The sequence below is a fragment of the Pseudomonas sp. GV085 genome (genome assembly GCF_003050925.1).
Classification (GTDB): domain Bacteria; phylum Pseudomonadota; class Gammaproteobacteria; order Pseudomonadales; family Pseudomonadaceae; genus Aquipseudomonas.
This window is the reverse complement of the sequence record NZ_QAOV01000004.1, coordinates 40,601-64,521: the sequence shown is the minus strand read 5'-3', so window position 1 is coordinate 64,521 and position 23,921 is coordinate 40,601. Positions and strand designations below refer to the sequence as shown.

General features: G+C 60.4%; 22 protein-coding genes. 7 read left to right on the top strand and 15 right to left on the bottom strand.

Annotated features, from left to right (window positions below; translation table 11 throughout):
- Positions 1–143: 143 nt before the first annotated feature.
- Positions 144–1,604, top strand: coding sequence for a membrane-bound lytic murein transglycosylase MltF (gene mltF, locus C8K63_RS09875; protein WP_108216539.1), 1,461 nt, complete (start codon positions 144–146; stop codon positions 1,602–1,604).
- A gap of 103 nt (positions 1,605–1,707) precedes the next feature.
- Here mltF and pdxJ read toward each other — a convergent pair whose 3' ends face one another.
- The 8 genes from pdxJ to lptF all read right to left on the bottom strand — a co-directional run bounded on the left by pdxJ (position 1,708) and on the right by lptF (position 10,094).
- Positions 1,708–2,448, bottom strand: a complete 741-nt coding sequence (pdxJ, locus tag C8K63_RS09870; RefSeq protein WP_108216538.1) for a pyridoxine 5'-phosphate synthase — start codon at positions 2,446–2,448, stop codon at positions 1,708–1,710.
- A gap of 51 nt (positions 2,449–2,499) precedes the next feature.
- On the bottom strand, positions 2,500–3,189 hold the full coding sequence (recO, locus tag C8K63_RS09865) for a DNA repair protein RecO (RefSeq protein WP_108216537.1): 690 nt from the start codon (positions 3,187–3,189) through the stop codon (positions 2,500–2,502).
- A 133-nt stretch (positions 3,190–3,322) separates the two neighbouring features.
- Positions 3,323–4,225 (bottom strand): GTPase Era, encoded by a 903-nt coding sequence (gene era / locus C8K63_RS09860; protein ID WP_108216536.1) that lies wholly within the window; start codon positions 4,223–4,225, stop codon positions 3,323–3,325.
- Entirely contained in the window at positions 4,218–4,907 is a 690-nt protein-coding gene (gene rnc, locus C8K63_RS09855) for a ribonuclease III (protein ID WP_008053221.1), read from the bottom strand. Before rnc ends, era begins: the two co-directional genes overlap by 8 nt.
- A 184-nt stretch (positions 4,908–5,091) precedes the next feature.
- Positions 5,092–5,946, bottom strand: a complete 855-nt coding sequence (gene lepB, locus C8K63_RS09850) for a signal peptidase I (protein ID WP_008053222.1) — start codon at positions 5,944–5,946, stop codon at positions 5,092–5,094.
- 5 nt (positions 5,947–5,951) lie between these two features.
- Complete coding sequence (gene lepA, locus C8K63_RS09845) at positions 5,952–7,751, bottom strand: translation elongation factor 4 (protein ID WP_108216535.1); 1,800 nt, start codon at positions 7,749–7,751, stop codon at positions 5,952–5,954.
- 170 nt (positions 7,752–7,921) lie between these two features.
- Positions 7,922–8,983, bottom strand: a complete 1,062-nt coding sequence (gene lptG / locus C8K63_RS09840) for an LPS export ABC transporter permease LptG (protein ID WP_108216534.1) — start codon at positions 8,981–8,983, stop codon at positions 7,922–7,924.
- Positions 8,976–10,094, bottom strand: coding sequence for an LPS export ABC transporter permease LptF (lptF, locus tag C8K63_RS09835; protein ID WP_108216533.1), 1,119 nt, complete (start codon positions 10,092–10,094; stop codon positions 8,976–8,978). Before lptF ends, lptG begins: the two co-directional genes overlap by 8 nt.
- 429 nt (positions 10,095–10,523) lie before the next feature.
- Between lptF and C8K63_RS09830 the strand changes: the two genes are divergently transcribed.
- The 3 genes from C8K63_RS09830 to C8K63_RS09820 are packed head-to-tail and all read left to right on the top strand — an operon-like array spanning position 10,524 to position 12,907.
- On the top strand, positions 10,524–12,014 hold the full coding sequence (locus C8K63_RS09830; RefSeq protein ID WP_108216862.1) for a leucyl aminopeptidase: 1,491 nt from the start codon (positions 10,524–10,526) through the stop codon (positions 12,012–12,014).
- 60 nt (positions 12,015–12,074) lie between these two features.
- Positions 12,075–12,503: a DNA polymerase III subunit chi gene (locus C8K63_RS09825; protein ID WP_108216532.1), complete on the top strand. Its 429-nt coding sequence runs from the start codon at positions 12,075–12,077 to the stop codon at positions 12,501–12,503.
- 8 nt (positions 12,504–12,511) lie between these two features.
- A complete protein-coding gene (locus C8K63_RS09820) occupies positions 12,512–12,907 on the top strand; it encodes a DNA polymerase III subunit chi (RefSeq protein WP_108216531.1) in 396 nt (131 codons plus the stop codon).
- A gap of 75 nt (positions 12,908–12,982) precedes the next feature.
- On the opposite strand, the gene C8K63_RS09815 is transcribed toward C8K63_RS09820, so the two are convergent.
- A complete protein-coding gene (locus C8K63_RS09815; RefSeq protein ID WP_108216530.1) occupies positions 12,983–13,747 on the bottom strand; it encodes a sulfite exporter TauE/SafE family protein in 765 nt (254 codons plus the stop codon).
- A gap of 136 nt (positions 13,748–13,883) precedes the next feature.
- Between C8K63_RS09815 and xseA the strand changes: the two genes are divergently transcribed.
- The gene (gene xseA, locus C8K63_RS09805) at positions 13,884–15,263 is read left to right on the top strand and encodes an exodeoxyribonuclease VII large subunit (protein WP_108216529.1); all 1,380 of its coding nucleotides are present in this window, start codon (positions 13,884–13,886) and stop codon (positions 15,261–15,263) included.
- Between the two features lie 3 nt (positions 15,264–15,266).
- Positions 15,267–16,088, top strand: coding sequence for a peptidoglycan DD-metalloendopeptidase family protein (locus tag C8K63_RS09800; RefSeq protein WP_108216528.1), 822 nt, complete (start codon positions 15,267–15,269; stop codon positions 16,086–16,088).
- Positions 16,089–16,221: 133 nt separating this feature from the next.
- Here C8K63_RS09800 and C8K63_RS30460 read toward each other — a convergent pair whose 3' ends face one another.
- Positions 16,222–16,383, bottom strand: a complete 162-nt coding sequence (locus tag C8K63_RS30460) for a hypothetical protein (RefSeq protein ID WP_178086783.1) — start codon at positions 16,381–16,383, stop codon at positions 16,222–16,224.
- Positions 16,384–16,549: 166 nt separating this feature from the next.
- Between C8K63_RS30460 and leuA the strand changes: the two genes are divergently transcribed.
- Positions 16,550–18,229 (top strand): 2-isopropylmalate synthase, encoded by a 1,680-nt coding sequence (gene leuA, locus C8K63_RS09790; RefSeq protein ID WP_108216527.1) that lies wholly within the window; start codon positions 16,550–16,552, stop codon positions 18,227–18,229.
- 104 nt (positions 18,230–18,333) lie between these two features.
- Here the strand turns inward: leuA and C8K63_RS09785 are convergent, their stop codons facing one another.
- The 5 genes from C8K63_RS09785 to C8K63_RS09765 form a co-directional block, all read right to left on the bottom strand.
- Complete coding sequence (locus C8K63_RS09785) at positions 18,334–19,125, bottom strand: amidohydrolase (RefSeq protein WP_108216861.1); 792 nt, start codon at positions 19,123–19,125, stop codon at positions 18,334–18,336.
- Complete coding sequence (locus C8K63_RS09780; protein WP_108216526.1) at positions 19,113–20,261, bottom strand: pyridoxal phosphate-dependent aminotransferase; 1,149 nt, start codon at positions 20,259–20,261, stop codon at positions 19,113–19,115. Before C8K63_RS09780 ends, C8K63_RS09785 begins: the two co-directional genes overlap by 13 nt.
- Before the next feature lie 134 nt (positions 20,262–20,395).
- Positions 20,396–21,865: a ribosome biogenesis GTPase Der gene (gene der / locus C8K63_RS09775; RefSeq protein WP_108216525.1), complete on the bottom strand. Its 1,470-nt coding sequence runs from the start codon at positions 21,863–21,865 to the stop codon at positions 20,396–20,398.
- 236 nt (positions 21,866–22,101) lie between these two features.
- The gene (bamB, locus tag C8K63_RS09770; protein WP_108216524.1) at positions 22,102–23,253 is read right to left on the bottom strand and encodes an outer membrane protein assembly factor BamB; all 1,152 of its coding nucleotides are present in this window, start codon (positions 23,251–23,253) and stop codon (positions 22,102–22,104) included.
- Positions 23,246–23,887: a tetratricopeptide repeat protein gene (locus tag C8K63_RS09765; RefSeq protein WP_108216523.1), complete on the bottom strand. Its 642-nt coding sequence runs from the start codon at positions 23,885–23,887 to the stop codon at positions 23,246–23,248. Before C8K63_RS09765 ends, bamB begins: the two co-directional genes overlap by 8 nt.
- Positions 23,888–23,921 lie beyond the last annotated feature (34 nt).

The following is a 23,921-nucleotide window of genomic DNA, read 5'->3' as shown; positions in this document are numbered from 1 at the left end:
GTGTGACGACAGCTTATTTTTACTGTAACAAAACGCAGACAAAGCCCATTCCTGCGGGGTTTCGGCCAGTTTTGCGATCTCTAGCAGACTAGCCCCTCGCTGTCGAGATATGGCGCCCGTGGTCCTTTGCGTATACTGCGCAGATGTTTTTCCCAACGGCTTTGCGTCCGCGGTACGCCAAATGGCTGATCGCAACCGGACTCTTCCTGATGCTCGGTGGCTGTGTTGATAAACCCAACACGCTCGAGCGCGTAAAGGAGGATGGTGTGCTGCGGGTGGTTACCCGAAACAGCCCTGCCACCTACTTTCAGGATCGCAACGGTGAAACCGGCTTCGAATACGAGCTGGTGAAGCGCTTCGCCGACGATCTGGGGGTCGAGCTCAAGATCGAGACCGCCGACAACCTCGACGACCTGTTCAACCAGGTCGGCAAGCCCAATGGCCCGGTGCTGGCGGCGGCCGGCCTGGTCAGCAGCGAAGAGCGCAAGAAGCAGGTGCGCTTCTCGCACTCCTATCTGGAAGTCACCCCGCAGATCATCTACCGCAACGGCCAGTCTCGGCCAACCGACGCGAAGGATCTGGTGGGCAAGAAGATCATGGTGCTCAAGGGCAGCACCCATGCCGAACAACTGGCACAGCTGAAACAGAAATTTCCCGGCATCGAATACGAAGAGTCTGACGCAGTCGAGGTCGTCGATCTCCTGCGCATGGTCGATGAAGGCCAGATCGACCTGACCCTGGTCGACTCCAACGAAGTGGCGATGAACCAGGTGTATTTCACCAACATCCGGGTCGCCTTCGACCTCGGTGACGCCAGCAACCAGAGCTGGGCCGTCGCGCCGGGCGATGACAACAGCCTGCTCAACGAAATCAACGAGTACCTCGACGAGGTCAAGAAAAACGGCACCCTGCAACGCCTCAAGGATCGTTACTACGGGCATGTCGACGTTCTCGGCTACATGGGCGCCACCACGTTTGCCCAACACTTGCAGCAACGCCTGCCCAAGTACGAACAGCACTTCAAGTCGTACGCCAAGAAAGAGAAAGTCGACTGGCGCCTGCTGGCGGCCATCGGGTACCAGGAGTCGTTGTGGCAACCGGCCGTCACGTCCAAGACCGGCGTGCGCGGCCTGATGATGCTGACCCAGAACACCGCGCAGGCCATGGGTGTGTCCAACCGCCTGGACCCCAAACAGAGCATCATGGGCGGCGCCAAGTACCTGGCCTACATGAAAGACCAGCTCGACGATTCGATTCAGGAACCGGACCGTACCTGGTTTGCCCTGGCGGCCTACAACATCGGCAGCGGCCACCTCGATGACGCACGCAAACTGGCGGCCAAGGAAGGGTTGAACCCGGACAAATGGCTGGATGTGAAGAAAATCCTGCCGCGCCTGTCGGAAAAGAAGTGGTACAGCAAAACCCGTTACGGCTACGCCCGTGGCGGCGAACCGGTGCATTTCGTGGCGAACATCCGTCGCTACTACGACATCCTCACCTGGGTCACGCAGCCGCAGCTTGAAGGCGATCAGGTCGCCGAGGGCAAACTGCTGGTGCCGGGGATCGACAAGACCAAGCCGGCGCAGGAGCCTGCACCGCTGTAGGAGCAGCCGGTCGACGCTCGATTGCTCGCGATGGGCGTCAACGATAACGCGAAAAACCTGATGCCCCGCGGCGCCCTCAGGTTTTTCGCGAGCAAGCTCGCTCCTACCGGGCAGCCGCCAGAATCAGCGCCTTCATTTCCGATACCGCCGACTTGAAGCCCACGAACAGCGCATGGGCCACCAGCGCATGGCCGATGTTCAGCTCGTTGACACCCTTGATCGCTGCCACGGCTTCAACGTTGTGATAGTGCAGGCCATGGCCGGCATTGACGATCAGTCCCTGGGCCAGGCCAAAGGCCACGCCATCGGCCACACGCTTGAGTTCTTCGGCGACTTCGGTCGGCGTCTCGGCATCGGCATAACGCCCGGTGTGCAGTTCGATGGCTGGCGCACCGACACGGCGTGAGGCTTCGATCTGCCGCTCATCGGCGTCGATGAACAGCGACACCTCGCAGCCGAGCCTCGACAGGCGCTCGACCGCCGCCTTGATCCGCGCTTCCTGACCTGCCACGTCCAGGCCACCTTCGGTGGTCAGTTCCTGACGGGTTTCCGGCACCAGGCAAATGTGCGCCGGGCGGATGCGTTCGGCGAACTGCATCATTTCTTCGGTGACGCCCATTTCGAAGTTCATGCGGGTTTGCAGCACATCCTTGAGCAGCAGAACGTCGCGCTCCTGAATGTGCCGACGGTCCTCGCGCAGGTGCACGGTGATGCCGTCCGCGCCCGCCTCTTCCGCGTCCAGTGCAGCCTTGACCGGGTCCGGGTAACGGGTGCCCCGGGCCTGACGCAGGGTGGCAACGTGGTCGATGTTCACGCCAAGAAGAATACGGGTGCTGGTGGTCACGGAAGCGCTCCAGAAGAAGAGAAAGTTCGGTGCACAGCATACACAAGGAATTTACGGCTTTCGAAACAACTCTCGGGAAACCAGCGGTCGACCGCCCAAGTGAACGGCCAGCGCCTGACGCATCAAGCGCTTGGCTGCCGACAAGGCACCCGGCGCGCTCCAGTCGGCATCGGCCATGGCCAGCAGTTCAGTGCCATTGAACAGACCGGGTTGCAGCAGGTAGACACGTTCAAGCCCCGCATCCACTTGCAAACGATAGAGGCCGTCGGGGGCGATGGCATCACCGTGGATATCCGTGGTCAGTGAAAATCCGTATCCGAGGTCATCGAGCAGGCGCCATTCAAAGGAACGCAGCAACGGCTCCAGCGCGCGGCCCTCGGCCAAGGCGAGCAAAGTGGCGGCGTAATGATCGAACACGGCGGGATGCGGGTCTTCGGCAGGTAACAGGCGAATCAACAGCTCATTGAGATACAGGCCACTGAACAGCGCCTCGCCATTGAGCCAGGTGGACACCCCGGCACTTTCCATGCGCCCGACGTTCTTCAGCTCGCCCCTGCCCCGGAACTCGACTTCCAATGGCACGAATGGCCGTGCCAACGTCCCGGCCTTGCCCCGCGCACTGCGCAACACCGCCCGCAGCCGCCCTTGTGGCGTGAGGAAATCCACCAGCGCACTGTTTTCGCGGTAGGCGCGGGAGTGCAGGACGTAGGCGGGTTGGGCGATGGGCGGGGTTGAGGACATGGGTTTCTCGCCGAACTGTAGGAGCGAGCTTGCTCGCGATGGAGGATAACGATAACGCGAGCTTTCAGAATGAACGCGGCGCTCTTGAGTCCATCGCGAGCAAGCTCGCTCCTACAAGGGGTCTTGCGGTGTGTTACAGATCGCCATAACCCAACGAACGCAACGCACGCTCGTCATCGGACCAGCCACCCTTAACCTTGACCCACAGGTTGAGCATGATCTTGGAATCGAACAGCAACTCCATGTCCTTGCGCGCTTCGGTGCCGATGCGCTTGATGCGCTCGCCCTTGTCGCCAATGATGATTTTCTTCTGGCCATCGCGCTCGACGAGGATCAAGGCATGGATGTGCAGGGTCTTGCCCTGCTGCTTGAACTCTTCGATTTCAACGGTGATCTGGTACGGCAGCTCGGCGCCCATCTGGCGCATGATTTTCTCACGCACAAGTTCAGCGGCGAGGAAACGGCTGCTGCGGTCGGTGATCTGGTCTTCCGGGAAAAAGTGATCGTTTTCCGGCAGGTGCGCGGCAATCACGCGCTCCAGTGCATCGAGGTTATGCCCGTGCTGCGCGGAAATCGGGATGATCTGCGCATTCGGCAACTGTTCCTGCAACCAGCTCAGGTGCGGCATCAGCTCGGCTTTGTCTTCGATGCGATCGGTCTTGTTCAGCGCCACGATCAGCGGGCCGGTCACGTACTGGACGCGCTCGAGAACCATCTGGTCCTCGTCGGTCCACTTGGTGCGGTCGACCACGAAGATCACCACGTCGACGTCTTTCAAAGCCGCGGAAGCGGTCTTGTTCATGTAGCGGTTCAGCGCCTTTTCGCCGCCCTTGTGCATGCCAGGGGTGTCGACGTAGATCGCCTGCACGTCGCCCTCGGTCTTGATGCCGAGCATGTTGTGACGGGTGGTTTGCGGTTTGCGCGAGGTGATCGCCAGCTTCTGACCCAGGATGTGGTTCAGCAGCGTGGACTTGCCCACGTTCGGACGGCCGACGATGGCAACATAGCCACAGCGAGTTGCGTTTGTATCAGTCATTGCCATTCTCCACACCCAGGGCAATCAGTGCTGCGGCGGCCGCTACCTGTTCGGCAATACGACGGCTCACACCCTGACCTCGGCTTTTTTCATTCAGTAAGATGATTTCGCATTCGACGAAGAACGTCCGGCAATGCGGCTCACCCTGGATATCCACCACTTCGTAACGCGGCAGCTCACAACCACGGGACTGCAGGAACTCTTGCAGGCGGGTCTTTGGATCTTTGTTGGTGTCGACCAGCGTCAGGCCTTCGAACTCGCCGGCCAGCCAGGCGAGCACACGCTCACGGGCCATTTCCATGCCGGCATCGAGGTAGATCGCACCGATCAGCGCTTCCAGTGCATCGGCCAGAATCGACTCGCGACGGAAACCGCCGCTTTTCAGCTCGCCCGAGCCCAGGCGCAGGTATTCGCCAAGATCGAAACCACGGGCCAGTACGGCCAGGGTCTCACCCTTGACCAGACGTGCGCGCAATCGCGACAACTGGCCTTCGCGGGCTAGCGGGAAGCGCTCGAACAACGCCTCGCCGGCGACGAAGTTGAGAATGGCGTCACCGAGAAACTCCAGGCGTTCGTTGTTACGCCCGGCAAAACTGCGGTGAGTCAGGGCCAGGACCATCAGTTCCTGATCCTTGAAGGTGTAGCCGAGCTGACGCTCTAGACGGCTTAAGGAGACGCTCACGGTTTACCCACGCTGAGTTCGTGGCTGGATTCCACCGCCATAGCCGCGAGGCGGCGCAGGCTTGGGACAATTAACGCTGTGTTCAAAAATAACGTCCTGAATATCATTGTTTTCATGCGACTGGCGCCCATTGTGCCGGCTCCAGAAATGCATTCGGCGCTGTGTTCAACAGCGCCGTGTCTGATTACTTGATCAGGCCAACCCGCGAGAAATTCGGCAGGTGGCTGAGTTTGGGTTCCGGCCAGCTCATCCAGACCGCAAAGGCCTTGCCGACGATATTCTTGTCGGGAACCATGCCCAGCAGATCCTTGGGAATGTTCGGATCATCCCAATAGCGACTGTCGTTCGAGTTGTCGCGGTTGTCGCCCATCATGAAGTAGTGCCCGGCCGGCACGGTCCACGAATGGTCCGGCATTGCGCGGTAGCGGCTCATTTCCTTGCGGATCATGTGCTCGGCCGCTCCGAGTTTTTCCTTGTAGAGCTCAGCGCTGCCCAGCGTGCCCGGCTCGGAGCCGACCAGTTGCTCGGCAATCGATTGACCGTTGACGAACAGGCGCTTGTCGGCGGTGTAGCGAACCGTGTCGCCCGGCAAACCAACTACACGCTTGATGTAGTTGACGTTCGGGTCGCTCGGGTAGCGGAACACCATCACATCGCCGCGCTGCGGATCACCGACTTCGATGACTTTCTTGTCGATCACCGGCAAGCGGATCCCGTAGGAAAACTTGCTCACCAGGATGAAGTCGCCGACATCCAGGGTTGGCTTCATCGAGCCGGAAGGAATCTGGAACGGTTCCACCAGGAACGAACGCAGCACCAGCACGATGAACAACACCGGGAAGAACGACTTGCCGTATTCAACCAGCAGCGGTTCTTTGTTCAGCTTCTCGACCACGACCATGTCAGGCTGGCTGACGCTGCCCTGATAGGAGGCGATGGCGGCACGCCGGCGCGGGGCCAGGATCAACAGATCGAGCAACGCCAACAGGCCGCAGACGAACACGGCGATGACCAGCAACAGCGGGAAATTTAGTGACATAGGACCTAACTATCCAACCTGAGCACTGCAAGGAAGGCTTCCTGTGGAATTTCCACGTTGCCGACTTGCTTCATGCGTTTTTTACCGGCCTTTTGCTTTTCCAGCAGTTTCTTCTTACGGCTGACGTCACCACCGTAGCATTTGGCCAATACGTTCTTTCTGAGCGCCTTGACAGTTGTCCGCGCCACAATCTGCCCGCCAATGGCGGCCTGGATTGCCACATCGAACATCTGCCGTGGAATCAGTTCTTTCATCTTCTCGGTCAACTGGCGACCTTTGTAGTGCGAGTTGTCACGGTGCACGATCAGCGCCAGTGCATCGACCTTGTCGCCGTTGATCAGTACGTCCAGTTTCACCAGGCTAGCCGATTGGTAACGATCGAAATGGTAGTCCAGAGAAGCATAGCCGCGGCTGGTGGATTTCAGGCGATCGAAGAAGTCCAGCACCACTTCGTTCATCGGCAGGTCGTAGGTCACTTGTACTTGCGAGCCGAGGAACAGCATGTCGACCTGCACACCACGTTTTTCGATGCACAGGGTAATGACGTTGCCCAGGTGCTCTTGCGGCACAAGAATATTGGCCCGCACGATCGGCTCGCGCATGTCTTCGATGGAAGACAGATCCGGCAGCTTCGACGGGTTATCGACGTAGATCGTCTCACCGGTCTTGAGCAACAGCTCGAAGATTACCGTCGGCGCCGTGGTGATCAGGTCCAGGTTGTACTCGCGCTCAAGGCGCTCCTGGATGATTTCCATGTGCAGCATGCCGAGGAAGCCGCATCGGAAGCCGAAGCCCAGGGCGTCCGAGCTTTCCGGCGTGTATTGCAGCGACGAATCGTTCAGGGTGAGCTTTTGCAGCGCCTCGCGGAAGTCTTCGAAGTCGTCGGAGCTGACCGGGAACAGACCGGCGTACACCTGCGGCTGGATGCGCTTGAACCCCGGCAGCACGTCGACGTCCGGCGTCGTGCTCAAGGTCAGGGTATCGCCCACTGGCGCACCGTGAATGTCCTTGATGCTGGCGATGATGAAGCCCACTTCACCGGCCTTCAGGTCGACGGTAGGGGTGTGTTTCGGGTTGAAAACACCGACGCTGTCCACCAGGTGGATCTTGCCGGTGGATTTGACCAGGATCTTGTCGCCCTTCTTCACGCGGCCGTGGCGCACGCGTACCAGAGAGACTACGCCCAGGTAGTTGTCGAACCAGGAGTCGATGATCAACGCTTGCAACGGATCTTCGATGTTGCCGGTCGGCGCTGGAATGGTGGCCACAAGGCGCTCGAGCACTTCATCGACGCCCAGACCGGTCTTGGCAGAGCAAGTGACCGCGTCGGTGGCATCGATGCCGATGATTTTTTCGATTTCTTCTTTGACGCGGTCCGGATCGGCCTGTGGCAGGTCGATCTTGTTCAGCACCGGCATCACTTCCAGGCCCTGTTCGATTGCGGTGTAGCAGTTGGCAACCGACTGTGCCTCGACGCCTTGACCGGCATCGACCACCAGCAGCGCGCCTTCACAGGCAGCCAGCGAACGGCTCACCTCATAGGTGAAGTCAACGTGGCCGGGGGTGTCAATGAAGTTGAGCTGGTACTTGATGCCGTCTTTGGCGGTGTAATAAAGAGTGACGCTGTGGGCCTTGATGGTGATCCCGCGTTCACGTTCCAGGTCCATGGAGTCCAGCACCTGGGCTTCCATTTCGCGCTCGGCCAGGCCGCCGCACATCTGGATGAAGCGATCGGCCAGCGTCGACTTGCCATGGTCAATGTGGGCGATGATGGAGAAATTGCGGATATGACTCAAATCACTCACGGATCAACACTCAAAAAGGCTGCAGGCATAGCCCGCCGAAAAATAGCCGGGAATTGTACCTGATCCACGGCGCAAGCGTCACGTTCGCAGGTCAGACGGTGCCCGCAAAAACGCCCCGGTCTTGCGACAAGGGCGTTTTTATCGTCAAAGCGGTTGGAAAATGCTGGCCATCAGCCTGCTCGACGCAACAGCCAGAGCCCCGCCACGGCACAAATACCTGCCGGCACCAGCACCGAAAGCAACGGCGGGAAGCCGAACACCTGGCTCGAAGGCCCCAGCAGATCCTGAACGATACGGAAGGTGAAGCCCACCAGCACACCGGTGAACACCCGTTGACCCAGGGTCACCGAACGCAACGGACCAAAGATGAAGGAAATCGCCATCAACACCAGGGCGGCAGTCACCAACGGCTGCAACACCTTGACCCAAAATGCCAGCCAATAGCGGCTATTGTTCAACCCCTGGTCCGCCAGGTAGTGGATATAACTCCACAGACCGCTGATCGACAGCGACTCGGGCACCATGACCACCGTACTCAGCAATTGCGGACTCAAGGCCACGCCCCAACGCTCGACCGGGTTCGACACCACTTCAGTGCTGCGCTCGTGGAACACCGTGGTCGTGACGTCCGTCAACTGCCAGTGATCCGTGTCGAAATCGGCACGCTTGGCGAAGCTCGCCGACAGCATGTGCCGTTCGCTGTCGAAACGATAGCGGGTCACGCCGTACAGGATGCCGTTAGGCTGCACCGAGTTGACGTGAATGAACTCATCGCCCTGGCGGTGCCACAAGCCGTGCTTGGCGCTTTGTGCATCGCCGCTGCCCTGGGCCAGCGAGCGATTGGCCTGCGCGGCGGTTTCAGTGGGCGGAGCGACGTACTCGCCGACCAGCACACCGGCGAGCATCAATACCAGCATTGGTTTCATGACCGCCCAGACGATCCGGCCGGTCGACACACCGGCGGCGCGCATGATGGTCAGCTCACTGTTGCTGGCCAGACTGCCCAGACCGATCAGGCAACCGATCAGCGCGGCCATCGGCAGCATTTCGTACATCCGGCGCGGAGCGGTCAACAACACATAACTCAGCGCATCGACCAGGGTGTAGGTATCGCTGACTTCACTCATCTCGTCGATGAAGGCAAACAGTGTCGCCAGACCAAGAATGATCCCGAGCACCGCCAGAATCGCCATCAACACGCTGCTACCAATGTAGCGATCCAGCTTAACCACGGGCCACCTCCAGCGCGCTGCGGCGACTCGCCCTCTTCAAACGCAGGGGCTCCCAATAAAGCAAGCCCAGGCCAATGGCCAGGAAAATCCCGTGCACCCACCACAAGCCCAGTACCGCCGGGATCTTGCCCTTGTCGAGGGCACCGCGAGCGGCAATCAGAATGGTCAGGTAAGCCATATAAAGAAGAATTGCCGGCAGTAATTTGAGGAATCGGCCCTGACGCGGGTTGACCCGCGACAACGGCACCGCCATCAAGGTCACGATGAACACCAGCAACGGCAGTGACATCCGCCATTGCAATTCGGCGCGCAGACGAATGTCTTCACTGCCGACCAACGTACGGGTCGGCATCGCATCGCGGTCGGTGACTTCGTCGCTGACGTCGGGTTTTGGCAGCAACACACCGTACTCGTCGTACTTGATCGCCCGGTAGTCGGCCTGCCCCGGATTACCGTCATAGCGATAGCCGTTATCAAGGATCAGGTAGCGGTTGCCGTCCGGGCGAATTTCCTGACGCCCCTTCTCTGCCACCAGGACAGAAATCCCGCGATCCTTGTTGTTGGAACTGATGTTCTTTTGCGAGATGAACACACCGCCCAGATTGACGCGGTCATCCGTCATGCGTTCGGTATAGGTGACCCGGGTACCGTCACGCAGGGCCTGGAAGCGCCCCGGCTCCAGGGTATCGAATTCGGTCAGGGCATCCTGCTTGTTCAGCAGCAGCTGAAACTGGTTGGCCCCTTGTGGCGCCAGGCTCAGGCTCAGCCACGCCACGACGAGTGCAACCAGGGTGGCCGGAAACATTGTCATGCAAACCAGCCGTTGCTGGCTCATGCCGGTGGCCGAGAGCACGGTCATTTCGCTTTCGAGGTACAGGCGTCCGTAGGACAACAGGATCCCGAGAAACAGCCCCAGCGGCAGGATCAGTTGGAGGAAGCCCGGCAGGCGATAACCCATGATCAGGAACAGCGACCCCGGATCCAGCAGGCCCGAGGCCGCCTGGGCGAGGTATTTGATGAAGCGCCCGCTCATGATGATGACCAGCAGTACGGCGCTGACGGCGCTCAAGGTCAACAGGACTTCGCGGGATAGGTAACGGAAGACGATCAAACCAGACACTCCAGGGTTGTCAGGCTAAGGCGGCCAAACAAGCAAACGTATCGGACAGCCCGCAAGGCAGGGCCGCCGAAAAAAGTTGGCGCATTATCCTGTGATTGGGTGCACCTGTCACTGCGCAATACATTGGGGCTGGTGTAGGAGCGAGCTCGCTCGCGATGGTCGTCAATGATGACGCGGGAAGCCTGAAAGCCTGCGGTGGTCTCAGGTTCTTCGCGAGCAAGCTCGCTCCTACAGGGGCCCACAAAACCGTGAACATCGTACAACCGAGGGTTGTCAGCCGCCGGTAGCGAGGTTCAAACTGCGGCCTTTGTGGCCGGTCGATACTGGCGCCTTTCTTTTGCTTTCTATTTAAATGCAGGCAATCGACGCACATAAGGTGTCGGGCGCATGCGTGATAACCATCAATTCAGGGACCCGGACATGGAACTGGTTGTAAAAAGCGTCAACCCCGAAACGTTGAAGACCGCCACTCTCGTGGTCTCCGTCGGCGAAGGCCGCAAGCTGGGCGCGGTTGCCAAACAACTCGACGAACTGAGCGGCGGCGCGATCAGCGCAGTGCTCAAGCGCGGCGATCTGGCCGGCAAGGTTGGCCAGAGCCTGTTGCTGCACAGCCTGCCGAACCTCAAGGCCGAGCGCGTGCTGCTGGTGGGCGTGGGCAAGGACGACGAACTGGGTGACCGCCCGTTCCGCAAAATCATCGCCGGCATCCTCAATACCCTCAAAGGCCTGGGCGGCAGTGATGCGGTGCTGGCCCTCGATGAAGTGGTCGTCAAAGGCCGCGACAGCTACGGCAAGACCCGCCTGCTGGCCGAAACCCTGGTGGACGGCGAATACCAGTTCGACCAGTTCAAGAGCCAGAAAGCCGAACCACGCGCCCTGAAGAAAATCACCCTGCTGACCATCAAGGCGGCTCAAGCTGAAGTGCAGCGCGCCGTGGCCCACGCCACTGCCATCGCCAACGGCATGGCCTTCACCCGCAACCTGGGCAACCTGCCGCCAAACATCTGCCACCCGACCTTCCTCGGTGAACAGGCGAAAGACCTGGGCAAAGAGTTCAAGGACCTGAAGGTCGAAGTCCTCGACGAGAAGAAGATCAAGGCCCTGGGCATGGGCTCGTTCTACGCCGTCGGCCAGGGCAGCGCCCAGCCACCGCGCCTGATCGTCATGCAATACAACGGCGGCAAGAAATCCGAGAAGCCGTACGCGCTGGTCGGCAAAGGCATCACTTTCGACACCGGCGGCATCAGCCTGAAGCCGGGCGCCGGCATGGATGAAATGAAGTACGACATGGGCGGCGCCGCCAGCGTGTTCGGCACCCTGCGTGCCGTGCTCGAACTGAAGCTGCCGATCAACCTGGTGTGCATCCTGGCCTGTGCCGAGAACATGCCGAGCGGCAACGCTTCGCGCCCGGGCGACATCGTCACCACCATGAGCGGCCAGACCGTGGAAATCCTCAACACCGACGCCGAAGGCCGCCTGGTGCTGTGCGACGCCCTGACCTACTCCGAGCGCTTCAAGCCGCAAGCGGTGATCGACATCGCCACCCTGACCGGTGCCTGCGTGGTCGCTTTGGGTTCCCACACGTCGGGCCTGCTGGGCAACAACGACGAACTGATCGGCCAACTGCTGAGCGCAGGCAAGGCTGCCGACGACCGCGCCTGGCAACTGCCGCTGTTCGATGAATACCAGGAGCAACTGGACAGCCCGTTCGCCGACATCGCCAACATTGGCGGCCCGAAAGCCGGCACCATCACCGCGGCCTGCTTTCTGTCGCGCTTCACCAAGAACCTGAACTGGGCGCACCTGGACATCGCCGGCACGGCCTGGACCAGCGGCGGCAAGGACAAGGGCGCCACTGGCCGTCCGGTTCCCCTGCTGACCCAGTACCTGCTGGACCGCGCCAAAGCCTGAAACCGATGATGGGCGGCGGCGTCACTTTCCGGTGACGCCGTTTGCCGCTCTGGAACCGCAATGACCAAAGTCGACTTCTATATCCTGCCCAGCGCCGATCCTTCGGCACGCCTGGACTTTGCCTGCAAGCTCACCGAGAAGGCCTGGCGCATGGGCCACCGCATCTACCTGCATTGCAGCGATGCGGCCCAGCGTGACGATCTCGATGCGCGGCTGTGGACGTTCAAGGGCGAAAGCTTCGTGCCCCACGGCCCTGCCGACAGCGAACCTGACGGTTTGATTGTTTTGGGGTTGGGCGATGACTGCGGCCAGCATCAGGATTTACTGGTCAATCTCGACCTGAAGGTCCCGGCCTTTGCCAACAAGTTCGCCAGAGTGGCGGAAGTGGTGGTGGAGGACCCGACGATCAGAGCGGCCGCGCGGGAGAGTTTCCGTTTCTACCGCGAACAGGGCTATCCTCTGCAAGATCACCGTTTACAGCGACTCTGAGCCTTTCAATGGACACTCCAAAACCGCTGCAACAGTCCGCGCACCTGCTGGACGACCTCGAGTCGATCCGCCAACTGCTCGGCGATGACAACCTGCAACCGCCCCTGCTGACCGACACGGTCGAGGACGGTGACCAGGAACAGATTCCCATGTTGTTCGACGCCGTGGGCGAGCCTTCGCAGCCCGTCGAACCAACTCCTGCGGCACCGGCCGTAGAACCGGCGCCGGCGCCAGTCGCCAGCAAGAACCCGGATGACTTGCTGCACCTGGACAGCGAATTGCGCGCCGCCGCGCAACTGATCATGCAAGACGTGATCGACGATTTCGCCCCGCACATCGAGACCGAAATCAAACGCCGCCTCAGTGCGCGGCTGGAGCGTTTGTTGAGCCAGTACAACGACTGAACAACTTGCAGGGAGCTTTTTGTGGGAGCGAGCAGGCTCGCTCCCACAAAAAGCCCCCCGCAACAGGTTTAATCTTCAGGTGCTCAAGTAACGCCCGATCAACGCGATCCCACTGGCCAGCACCAACCACGTCACCAGGCGCACGAATGCCTCGCGGGACAACCTCATGGTCAGCCGTCGTCCGAACCACAGCCCCAGCGCCATGGCCGGCAACAGACAAACCGCCAGCGCCAGCAAGGACAGGTCGGCATACACACCGGCGATGGCAAACAGGCTCAAACGCACCACCGTACTGCAACTGATCAGTGCACTCTGGGTGGCCCGGGCCGCCTCCTTGGGCAAACGGCTGTTCAAATAGATCGCATAGAGAAAGCCGCCGCTGCCAAACAACGCGCCAAACATTCCACCCACCGTCCCCATCGGCACCGCCCAAGCGGCGGACAACTGCGCCGGACGAGCTTTTATCCACAGGCTGTAAATCGCATAGGCGCTGATAAACAACCCCATCAACAGCAGCAACAGGTCAGACTTGAGGTTCAGCAGGAAAATCACGCCCAGCGTGCACCCCACCGCCATGCAGGGCAGTAACCGCAACAGCTCCGGCCTGGCGACATCGCGCCGCGAAGGCAACAGGTTGCCGAATGCCGCGACAAAATCGAGCAACACCAGCAACGGCACGATCTTCGACAGCGGCATGAACAGAATCAGGATCGGCCCCGCCACCAGCGCGGTGCCGAAGCCGGCGATGCCGAACACGATGTAGGCCAGGGCGATGCCCAAGCCGATTACCAGCCAGTCCAGCGGGCCGAAGGGCCATTGGTTTAACAAATCAACCAGCATTTCACTTAATCCCTGTAGGAGCTGCCGAAGGCTGCGATCTTTTGATCTTAAAAAGCAAAATCAAAAGATCGCAGCCTTCGGCAGCTCCTACAAGGGATCGTGCATTCAATAAGAGAATGCCTTTAAACTGCGCCCCATGATTAAAGATCCCTTTTCAAGACTCGGCCTGGACCGTGAGGTCCTGACCGTCAGCCAGCTCAATGGCCGCGCGCGGGTGTTGCTCGAAGACGTGTTCAGCAACATCTGGGTCGAAGGCGAAATCTCCAACCTCGCCCGTCCGGCGTCGGGCCATGTGTACTTCACCCTCAAGGACAGCGGCGCCCAGGTCCGTTGCGCACTGTTCCGGCAGAACGCGGCACGGGTTCGCCAGGCACTGAAGGACGGGCTCGCGGTCAGGGTGCGCGGCAAAGTCTCGCTGTTCGAAGGGCGCGGTGATTATCAGCTGATCCTCGATACCGTGGAGCCGGCCGGCGATGGCGCCTTGCGCCTGGCCTTCGATGCACTCAAGGAAAAGCTCAGCGCCGAAGGCCTGTTCAGTGCCGAGCGCAAGGTCCCGTTGCCGGCGCACCCGCAACGCATCGGCATCATCAGCTCGCCCACCGGGGCGGTGATCCGCGACATCATCAGCGTGTTCCGCCGTCGTGCACCGCAGATCCAACTGACGCTGATCCCCACTGCCGTGCAGGGCCGCGAAGCCACCGCACAGATTGTCCGCGCCCTGAAACTGGCAGATGCCCGGGGTTTTGACGCACTGATCCTTGCCCGAGGCGGCGGTTCGCTGGAAGATCTCTGGTGCTTCAACGAAGAAGCCGTGGCCCGCGCCGTAGACGCTTGCGTGACGCCAATCGTCAGCGCCGTCGGCCATGAAACCGACGTATCGATCAGCGACTTCGTGGCCGACGTTCGCGCACCCACCCCTTCCGCTGCCGCTGAACTGCTGGCTCCGGACTCCAGCGATCTGGTGCGCCGGGTCGAAAGCCTGCACCGACGGCTGGTGATGCGCATGCGTGACCGCTTGATACGCGATCGCCTGCGCCTGGAAGGCATTTCCCGGCGCCTGCGTCATCCCGGCGAGCGCTTGCGCCAGCAAGCACAACGCCTGGATGACCTGGACATGCGCATGCGCCGCGCGTTCGAGCGCAGCCTGAACACCCGTCGCGAACGCTTGATCCGCCTGGAAACCCGTTTGGCCGCACAACATCCGGGCCGGCAACTGACGATGCTTCGCCAGCGCCTCGACAGCCTGGCCGAACGCCTGCCCCGGGCCATGCGTGAAGGACTTAAGTCTCGTCGCCTGCAACTGCAAAGTCAGATGCAGACGCTGCACGTGGTCAGCCCCCTGGCCACCCTCGCGCGTGGTTACAGCATTCTGCTGGACGAGCGCGGCAACGCGATTCGCAGCGCCGCGCAAACCTATACCGGCCAGCGCCTGAAAGCCAAACTGGGTGAAGGCGAGCTGCAAGTGCGGGTCGAAGACAATCACCTGACGCCTGTCACCCTTTCTTTACTGGACTGATCCATGCCGCGTTTCCTCGCTCCGCTGCTCTTGCTGTGCCTGACCGCCAACGCCAACGCCGACAGCTACATCACCCGCCTGTTGAACAAACCGGTGCCGGGCGGCGTCGCGGTGGTGGATCTGGGCACGTCCACCCAGGCGCCAAAAGCCAGTTATCAAGGCAAACCGGTGCTGGTGGTCAAGGAACAGAGCAACTGGCTGGCCATCGTCGGCCTGCCACTGACGGTCGAGCCGGGGCCTCAATCGGTCAGCAGCGGCGATCATAATTTGAATTTTACGGTTGGCAGCAAGAAGTACCCGGAACAGCGCATCACCCTGAAGAACACCCAACAGGTCAATCCTGACCCGGAGAATCTCAAGCGCATCGAGCGTGAACTGGCCGAACAGATTGCGGCCTACCGCACGTTCAGCCCCAACACCCCGAGCAACCTGATGCTGGACAAACCGGTGAACGGGCCACTGTCGAGCAAGTTCGGCGTGCGCCGCTTTTTTAACGGCGAAGAGCGCAACCCTCACGCTGGCCTGGACTTCGCCGTGCCGGCCGGCACACCGATCAAGACCCCGGCTGCCGGCAAGGTGATCCTGATCGGCGACTACTTCTTCAATGGCAATACGGTGTTCGTCGACCACGGCCAGGGCTTTATCAGCATGTTCTGCCACATGTCGAAAATCGACGTGAAAGTCGGGCAGCAACTGGCCCGGGGCGATGTGGTTGGCAAAGTCGGGGCAACTGGCCGGGCGACTGGGCCGCATATGCACTGGAATGTCAGTCTGAACGATGCGCGGGTCGATCCGGCCATCTTCATTGGTGCGTTTCAGCCTTGACCCCCAAATAAGGCCACTGGCCTCATCGCGAGCAGGCTCGCTCCCACATTTTTCCGTATTCACATCGATCCAATGTGGGAGCGAGCCTGCTCGCGATAGCAATTTCACAGACGCCGAAAGTATCCCGGCAGTGTCACGCCAGCAATTGCGCGACGCTCAAACCTCGCGCAAACAACACAATCATCAAAACCATTTTAAGCAATAAAATCTCGATAAATACTCGCCCACGAGTATTCCTCTCAATTTTTTTCGACTGCTTGCCAACCTTCACCCCCGCGGTTAGGGTTGAAGGCATGAAAACCTCTCACACCCTCATTCAGCTCCGCCAGCACCGCAGCCTGTGCCTTGTCAGCGCACGACTGCCGGGCTGAATCGTGGTGCCTCGTCCCAAGCGTTACTCCAAGAACTTTTGATCCACCGGCAGGCCGCCTTTTTTCGGCCAACACAATAAGGATTTCCCGATGAGCATGCTCAAAGACCCGTCTTCGAAATACCGCGCGTTCCCGACCATCGACATCCCGGACCGCACCTGGCCATCGAAGACCATCACCGCCGCGCCGATCTGGTGCAGCTCCGACCTGCGTGATGGCAACCAGTCGCTGATCGAGCCGATGGACGCCGTCAAGAAGCTGCGCTTCTGGAAAACCCTGGTGCAAGTCGGTGTTAAAGAAATCGAAGCCTCGTTCCCGGCCGCTTCGCAAACCGACTTCGACTTCGTGCGCACCCTGATCGAAGGCAACCACATTCCTGACGACACCACCATCCAGGTGCTGACCCAGGGCCGTGAAGACCTGATCGAACGCACCTTCGAATCCCTGCGCGGGGCGAAGAAAGCCATCGTTCACCTGTACAACGCGACCTCCCCTTCCTTCCGCCGCATTGTCTTCAACCAGGACAAGGACGGGGTCAAGGCCATCGCCGTGAACGCCGCCAAGCTGTTCGTCAAATACGCAGCCATGCAGCCGGACACCGAGTGGACCTTCGAGTACTCGCCAGAAACCTTCAGCGCCACTGAACTGGAGTTCGCCAAGGAAGTCTGCGATGCGGTGATCGAAGTCTGGAACCCGACACCCGAGCACAAGATGATCCTCAACCTGCCGGCCACGGTGGAATGCGCGACCCCGAACATCTATGCCGACCAGATCGAATGGTTCGGCCGTCACATCAACCGTCGTGACAGCGTGATCATCAGCCTGCACACCCACAACGACCGTGGCACTGGCGTGGCTGCCACCGAACTGGGCCTGATGGCTGGCGCCGACCGCGTCGAAGGCTGCCTGTTCGGCAACGGCGAGCGCACCGGTAACGTCGACCTCGTGACCGTGGCCCTGAACCTCTACACCCAGGGCATCAACCCTGAGCTGGACTTCTCCGACATCGACGGCGTGCGCAAAGTCGTCGAAGAGTGCAACCAGATCCAGGTGCACCCGCGCCACCCGTACGTCGGCGACCTGGTTCACACCGCGTTCTCCGGCTCGCACCAGGATGCGATCCGCAAGGGCTTTGCCCAACAGAAACCGGACGAATTGTGGGAAGTACCGTACCTGCCGATCGACCCGGCCGATATCGGCCGCAGCTACGAGGCGGTCATCCGCGTCAACAGCCAGTCGGGCAAGGGTGGCATCGCCTACCTCCTGGAACAGGAATACGGCATCAGCCTGCCGCGTCGCATGCAGATCGAGTTCAGCCAGGTGGTGCAGCGTGAAACCGACCGCCTCGGCCTGGAAATGACCGCCCAGCAAATCCACGCGCTGCTGCACAGCGAGTACTTGCAAGCCAACGCTCCGTACGCGCTGGTCAGCCATCGCCTGCAGGAGGAAAACGGTCACAGCGCCGTTGAAGTGGAAGTGGCCAGCCAGGGCCAGGGCGAGACCAACCTGCACTGGCGCGGCAAGGGCAACGGCGCCCTGGAAGCGCTGGTGGCCGGCCTGCCGGTACCGGTGGAAATCATGGACTACAACGAGCACGCCATCGGCGCGGGCACCAATGCCAAGGCTGCGGCCTACATTGAACTGCGAGTGAACGGTGAACGCGCGGTGCATGGCGTCGGCATCGACGAAAACATCACCACCGCCAGCTTCAAGGCCCTGTTCAGTGCACTGAACCGCTCGCTGAGCCAGCCGGAAGCGAAAGCGGCGTAAGCGTCACCGAAAAGCAAAAGGCCTCAAGGTGCGAACCTTGGGGCCTTTTTTTGCCTGCTTGTTTTGTGTTGCCTGAACCGGCCCCTTCGCGGGCAGAGAAAATCTCAGGTGAATTCGAAGGTATCGGCATCCAGATTCGCCGGAAACCGCTGCCGATATGCCGCCAGCTCTGCCGCATCCAGCATCACCTTGAACACCCCGTCAGCCTCCCCCGCACTGAGCAACGTCTCACCCTGGAAATCCAGCACCTGGCTGTCACCGGTGTACGCGAAGCCTTTGCCATCCGTGCCAATGCGGTTCACTGCTGCCACATAGCACAGGTTCTCGATCGCCCGCGCCGGCAGCAAGCGGTTCCAGTGCTGGCGCCGTGCACCTGGCCAGCTGGCGGTGTACAGCAGCAGGTCGGTGTCCTGGGCGTCGCGGCTCCACACCGGAAAGCGCAGGTCGTAGCAAATCAGCGGTCGCACGCGCCAGCCCTTGAGCTCGAACTGCACCTGGCGCTCGCCGGGGGTGTAGTGGTTGTGCTCGCCGGCCATGCGGAACAGATGACGCTTGTCGTAATGCAGCACCTCACCGTCCGGTCGCGCCCACAACAGGCGATTGCGATGGCTGCCATCGGCCGCCTGAACGATCACGCTGCCGGTAATCACTGCATCAAGTTGCGCCGCCTGAGCACGCAGCCATTTGCTGGTCGGACCATTTTCCGCTTCAGCGAGCGTCCCGGACTCCATGGAAAAACCGGTAGTGAACATCTCCGGCAGGATGATCAGGTCAGCGCCACGAGCCTGCTCCAGCAATGGCTCGAAATGCTCCAGGTTGGCCTGACGGTCGTGCCAGGCCAGGGACGTCTGGATCAGCGCCACGTTCAGATTGGGCAATGCACTCAGATCACGCATAGTTTTTCCGCGGCTTCCCGCAGGGTCTCCTCACGCTTGGCAAAGCACAGCCGCACCAGGCGCTGGCCTTCTGGCGGCGTCTGGTAGAACACGGAAATCGGGATACTCGCCACGCCATGCTCGCGCGTCATCCACAGGGCCATCTCGACGTCATTGAGGTCCGGGCGGATCTGCGAGTAATCGACCAACTGGAAATAGGTACCGGTCACCCGGGTGAAACTGAAACGCGACGGCGCCAGCAGATCGCAGAACAAATCACGCTTGGCCTGATAGAAGGCCGGCAGCTCTTCGACGTGTTCAGGATGCTCGGCCATGAAATCGGCCAAGGCATACTGCAGCGGTGTCACGCCGCAGAAACTGACGTACTGGTGCACCTTGCGCAATTCCGCCGTCAGGGCCGGCGGCGCGACAACGTAGCCGGTTTTCCAGCCGGTGACGTGGTAGGTCTTGCCGAACGAACTGACCACGAATGCACGCTGATACAGCTCTTCATGGGCCAGCACGCTGACGTGGGGTACGCCGTCATACACCAGGTGCTCGTAGACTTCGTCGCTGATCACATAGATATCGCGATCGCGGATCAACGCTGCCAACTGGTCGAGTTCGGCACGGTTGATCAATGCGCCGCTGGGGTTGTGCGGGGTGTTGAGAATGATCATCCGCGTGCGCGGGCTCAGTGCCTCGGCGAGCTTCTGGAAGTCGATGCTGAAATCGTTCAGGCCCAGTTGCACGTGCACGCAACGACCGCCGGCCAGTTCTACCGAGGGCTCGTAGCTGTCGTAGGCCGGGTCAAACACTATGACTTCGTCACCGCTGTGGATAACTGCCTGGATGGCGCAAAAGATCGCTTGGGTCGCACCGGGGGTAACCGTCACTTCGTTATCGGCATCGACCTTGACACCATAGCTGCGGGCGATCTTCGTCGCGATCTGCTGACGCAACACCGGCAGCCCGGTCATTGGCGAATATTGGTTATGGCCGCTGGCGATATGCCGGCCGACCGCATCGCACAGGGCCTGCGGGGCCGCGAAATCGGGAAAGCCCTGAGACAGATTGAGCGCGCCGGTCTGTGCCGCGAGCTGAGACATCTGAGTGAAGATAGTGATGCCGACATTCGGCAGCTTGCTGGTGATCATCGGTGGTTCCCTGCTCTACACCCGGCTCTACGGCGGCGCGGGGGAGTCCGAGGATAGCCCAAACGGCGCCCATAAAAAAAGGGCGCTCTGGTGAGCACCCTTCTTATCGCCGAGCCCCTACATGAAGTGATGAATCACTTCTTGTCGCGACGCTTCTTGTCGGCTTTCTTGTGGTGCGACATCAAGCGACGCTTCTTGTTGACCTGACGGTCGGTGAGCGTGTTCTTGTTGCCTTCGTACGGGTTCTCGCCACCCTTGAACTCGATGCGGATCGGCGTACCGACCAGCTTCAGCACACGGCGGTACGTGTTTTCCAGATAACGCACATAGGACTTCGGCACCTTCTCGATCTGGTTGCCGTGAATCACGATGATCGGCGGGTTCGCACCACCCAAGTGGGCATAACGCAGCTTGATCCGGCGGTTGTTGACCATCGGAGGGGCGTGCTCACCGACCGCATCTTCGAGGATCTGGGTCAGGCGGTTGGTCGGCCAGCGGGTTACTGCGGATTTGAACGAGTTCTGTACCGAGGCGTAGAGGTTGCCCACGCCGGTGCCGTGCAGTGCCGAGATAAAGTGAATATCGGCAAACTCGACGAAGAACAGGCGACGCTGCAACTCGATCTTGACGAAGTCGCGCTCGCTCGGCGTCATGCCGTCCCACTTGTTGATCGCGATGACCAATGCACGACCGGCCTCGAGGGCAAAGCCCAGCAGGTTGAGGTCGTGGTCCACCACGCCTTCGCGGGCGTCCATCACGAAGATCACCACGTTGGCGTCTTTGATCGCTTGCAGGGTTTTGACCACGGAGAACTTTTCGACTTCTTCGTGGATCTTGCCGCGCTTGCGCACACCGGCGGTGTCGATCAGCGTGTACTTCTCGTCGTTACGCTCGAACGGGATGTAGATACTGTCGCGGGTGGTGCCGGGCTGGTCGTAGACGATGACCCGATCTTCGCCGAGCATGCGGTTGACCAGGGTCGACTTGCCGACGTTCGGACGGCCGATGATCGCGATCTTGATCCCGTCTTTTTCGCTTGGGCCAGGAATGCGCTTGGCTTCCTCGCCTTCGGCGACGTCTTCTTCCTCGCCTTCTTCCGGCTCTTCTTCGTCTTTCGGGAATTCGCTCAGGGCGATTTCCAGCATCTGAGTAATGCCACGACCATGAGCGCCAGCGATCGGGATCGCGTGTCCCATGCCCAACGGAGCGAATTCGGCGCGGGCCATTTCAGGGTCGATGTTGTCGACCTTGTTGGCAACCACATAGGAACGCTTGTTACGTTTGCGCAAATGCTCGGCGATCATCTGGTCGGCGGCGGTAAAACCGGCCTTGGCATCTACCAGGAACAGCACTACATCCGCTTCTTCAATGGCCAGCAGCGATTGCTCGGCCATTTTTTCGTCCATACCGTGCTCGTCACCGGAGATACCACCGGTGTCGACCAGAATGTAGGAACGCCCTTGCCACTTGGCCTCACCGTACTGGCGATCACGGGTCAGACCGGACAAGTCGCCGACGATGGCATCACGAGTCCTGGTCAGGCGGTTGAACAAGGTGGACTTGCCGACGTTTGGTCGGCCCACCAGGGCGATTACGGGAACCATGCGGCTCTCCACTTCGTTATTTCAGAAAATACAAAAGCCGCTGCGTGGCAGCGGCTGGTGCTCGGGGCAACACTGCGCGCTTGTCTGTGGGAGCGAGCCTGCTCGCGAAAAACGCCAGGACACCGCGTTTATTCAGGACGCAAACGTAATCGTTGACGTCCATCGCGAGCAGGCTCGCTCCCACATTCATAGCCACAAGTGAAGCAGCCTGGGGTGGTTAACCCCAAGCATAGTTGTTACTTGATGGTCAGGGCTTCCAGTTTGCCGCTGTTGCCATATACATAAATCGTGTCACCCATCACCAGCGGTCGGGCACGCAGGCCGTCGCTGTCGATGCGCTCGCGGCCGACGAAACGACCGTCCACCTGACTCAGCAGGTGCAGGTAACCTTCCAGGTCACCGACTGCAACGTAGCTGGAGAACACTTCCGGGGCCGACAGTTGACGACGGGCCAGCGAATCGTTGCTCCACAAGGCTGTGGTGGAACGCTCGTCGACGCCTTCAACGGTGCCCGAAGACAGGCTCACATAAACGGTGCCCAAACCCTGGGCGACACCGGCGTAGCTGGAAGCATCACGCTGCCAGAGCTGACGGCCGCTTTGCAGGTCCAGAGCGGCAACGCGCCCCTGATAGCTGGCGACATACAGCGTCTCGCCCGACAGCAGCAAGCCACCGTCGATATCGACCACACGCTCCAGCTCCGAACGACCTTGCGGGATCGCTACGCGCTGTTCCCACACCGGTACGCCGTTGGAGATATCCACGGCAACCACTTTACCGGTCGACAGGCCAGCCACCGCAAGGCGGTTGGTCACGATCGGCGCACTGGTACCGCGCAGGGTCAGTACCGCAGGGGTGCTGTCATAGATCCAGCGACGGTTACCGGTGGAGGCATCCAGGCCGATCAGGCGATCGTCCTGTGTCTGAACCACCACAACGTCACCGTTGTTGGCTGGCGGAGCCAGTACTTCGCTGGACACGCGAGCGCGCCACTTCTCTTCACCGTTGATAGCGTCCAGGGCAACGATTTCACCCTTGAGCGTACCGATGGTGACCAGACCGTAACCTACGCCAACGGCGCCGGAGACAGGCAGCTCGAGATCTTTCTTCCATTTGACGTCGCCCGTGTTGCGGTCCATCGCCATCAACACGCCAGTGACGTCGGCGGCATAGATGGTATCGCCATCGATGGCCGGAACCAGCATGTTGTAGGTTTCGCCCTGACCGTCACCGATCGAACGACTCCACTGCTTGTGCAGAACCACTTCTTCCTTGAAGTCGACCAGTTCGGCCGGAGGCAATTCTTTTTTGCTGTTGCTGCTGCAACCCGCGGCCAACAAGGCCAGGGCCAGCAATGCTGCATGTTTCCAACGAATCACGTCACGCATCCCCTTTGGCCAGGTCGTCCAGCTTGATTTGCAGGCCACCGACCGCCGCTTCATCCGACAGTGCCGCCTTGGCTTTTTGATACGCCGCGCTCGCCTCATCGGTACGACCCAACTGCACCAGCAGGTCGCCCTTGAGCTCTTCGCGAGTGGCCAGGAATGCCTTGTCGGTATCGCCTTCGAGCAGCTTCAGTGCTTCGTCGGCCTTGTTCTGCGCGCCGAGTACCTGGGCCAGACGCTGACGGGCGATTTCGCCCAGCGCCGGGTTGGCCGGTTTGTCGACAATGGCTTTGAGCTCGCTGGCCGCGTCGTCCAGCTTGCCGCTGTCGACCGCAACCTTGGCCACGAACAGGCTGCCGTACTGCGCGTAGGCGCTGCCGCCGAACTCGCTGTTGAGCTTGCGGGCCAGGTCCGAAACGCGGGCCGCATCAGGCTTGCCGTCAGGCGTCAGCGTGGTTTCGAGCAACTGCTGATAGAGCATCGAGGCGCCTTGCGACTGGTTGCTCTGATACTTGTGGAACGCCTGCCAGCCGAACACGATGACCAGCGCCAACAGGCCGCCAGTGACCAGGGGCTTACCGTTGCGTGACCACCATTCCTTCAATTCCGCCACATGTTCGTCTTCGGTACTCGACACCCCAATACTCCTTAATCGCTAATTCGGCTGTTTA

Bases quoted from the DNA above. Each gene is read 5' to 3' on its own strand.
- mltF (WP_108216539.1), top strand. From the start codon at position 144: ATGTTTTTCCCAACGGCTTTGCGTCCGCGGTACGCCAAATGGCTGATC.
- recO (WP_108216537.1), bottom strand. From the start codon at position 3,189: ATGTCCTCAACCCCGCCCATCGCCCAACCCGCCTACGTCCTGCACTCC.
- era (WP_108216536.1), bottom strand. From the start codon at position 4,225: ATGACTGATACAAACGCAACTCGCTGTGGCTATGTTGCCATCGTCGGC.
- lepB (WP_008053222.1), bottom strand. From the start codon at position 5,946: ATGTCACTAAATTTCCCGCTGTTGCTGGTCATCGCCGTGTTCGTCTGC.
- C8K63_RS09830 (WP_108216862.1), top strand. From the start codon at position 10,524: ATGGAACTGGTTGTAAAAAGCGTCAACCCCGAAACGTTGAAGACCGCC.
- C8K63_RS09825 (WP_108216532.1), top strand. From the start codon at position 12,075: ATGACCAAAGTCGACTTCTATATCCTGCCCAGCGCCGATCCTTCGGCA.
- C8K63_RS09820 (WP_108216531.1), top strand. From the start codon at position 12,512: ATGGACACTCCAAAACCGCTGCAACAGTCCGCGCACCTGCTGGACGAC.
- C8K63_RS09815 (WP_108216530.1), bottom strand. From the start codon at position 13,747: ATGCTGGTTGATTTGTTAAACCAATGGCCCTTCGGCCCGCTGGACTGG.
- xseA (WP_108216529.1), top strand. From the start codon at position 13,884: ATGATTAAAGATCCCTTTTCAAGACTCGGCCTGGACCGTGAGGTCCTG.
- C8K63_RS09800 (WP_108216528.1), top strand. From the start codon at position 15,267: ATGCCGCGTTTCCTCGCTCCGCTGCTCTTGCTGTGCCTGACCGCCAAC.
- C8K63_RS30460 (WP_178086783.1), bottom strand. From the start codon at position 16,383: ATGCCTTCAACCCTAACCGCGGGGGTGAAGGTTGGCAAGCAGTCGAAA.
- leuA (WP_108216527.1), top strand. From the start codon at position 16,550: ATGAGCATGCTCAAAGACCCGTCTTCGAAATACCGCGCGTTCCCGACC.
- C8K63_RS09785 (WP_108216861.1), bottom strand. From the start codon at position 19,125: ATGCGTGATCTGAGTGCATTGCCCAATCTGAACGTGGCGCTGATCCAG.
- C8K63_RS09780 (WP_108216526.1), bottom strand. From the start codon at position 20,261: ATGATCACCAGCAAGCTGCCGAATGTCGGCATCACTATCTTCACTCAG.
- der (WP_108216525.1), bottom strand. From the start codon at position 21,865: ATGGTTCCCGTAATCGCCCTGGTGGGCCGACCAAACGTCGGCAAGTCC.
- bamB (WP_108216524.1), bottom strand. From the start codon at position 23,253: ATGCGTGACGTGATTCGTTGGAAACATGCAGCATTGCTGGCCCTGGCC.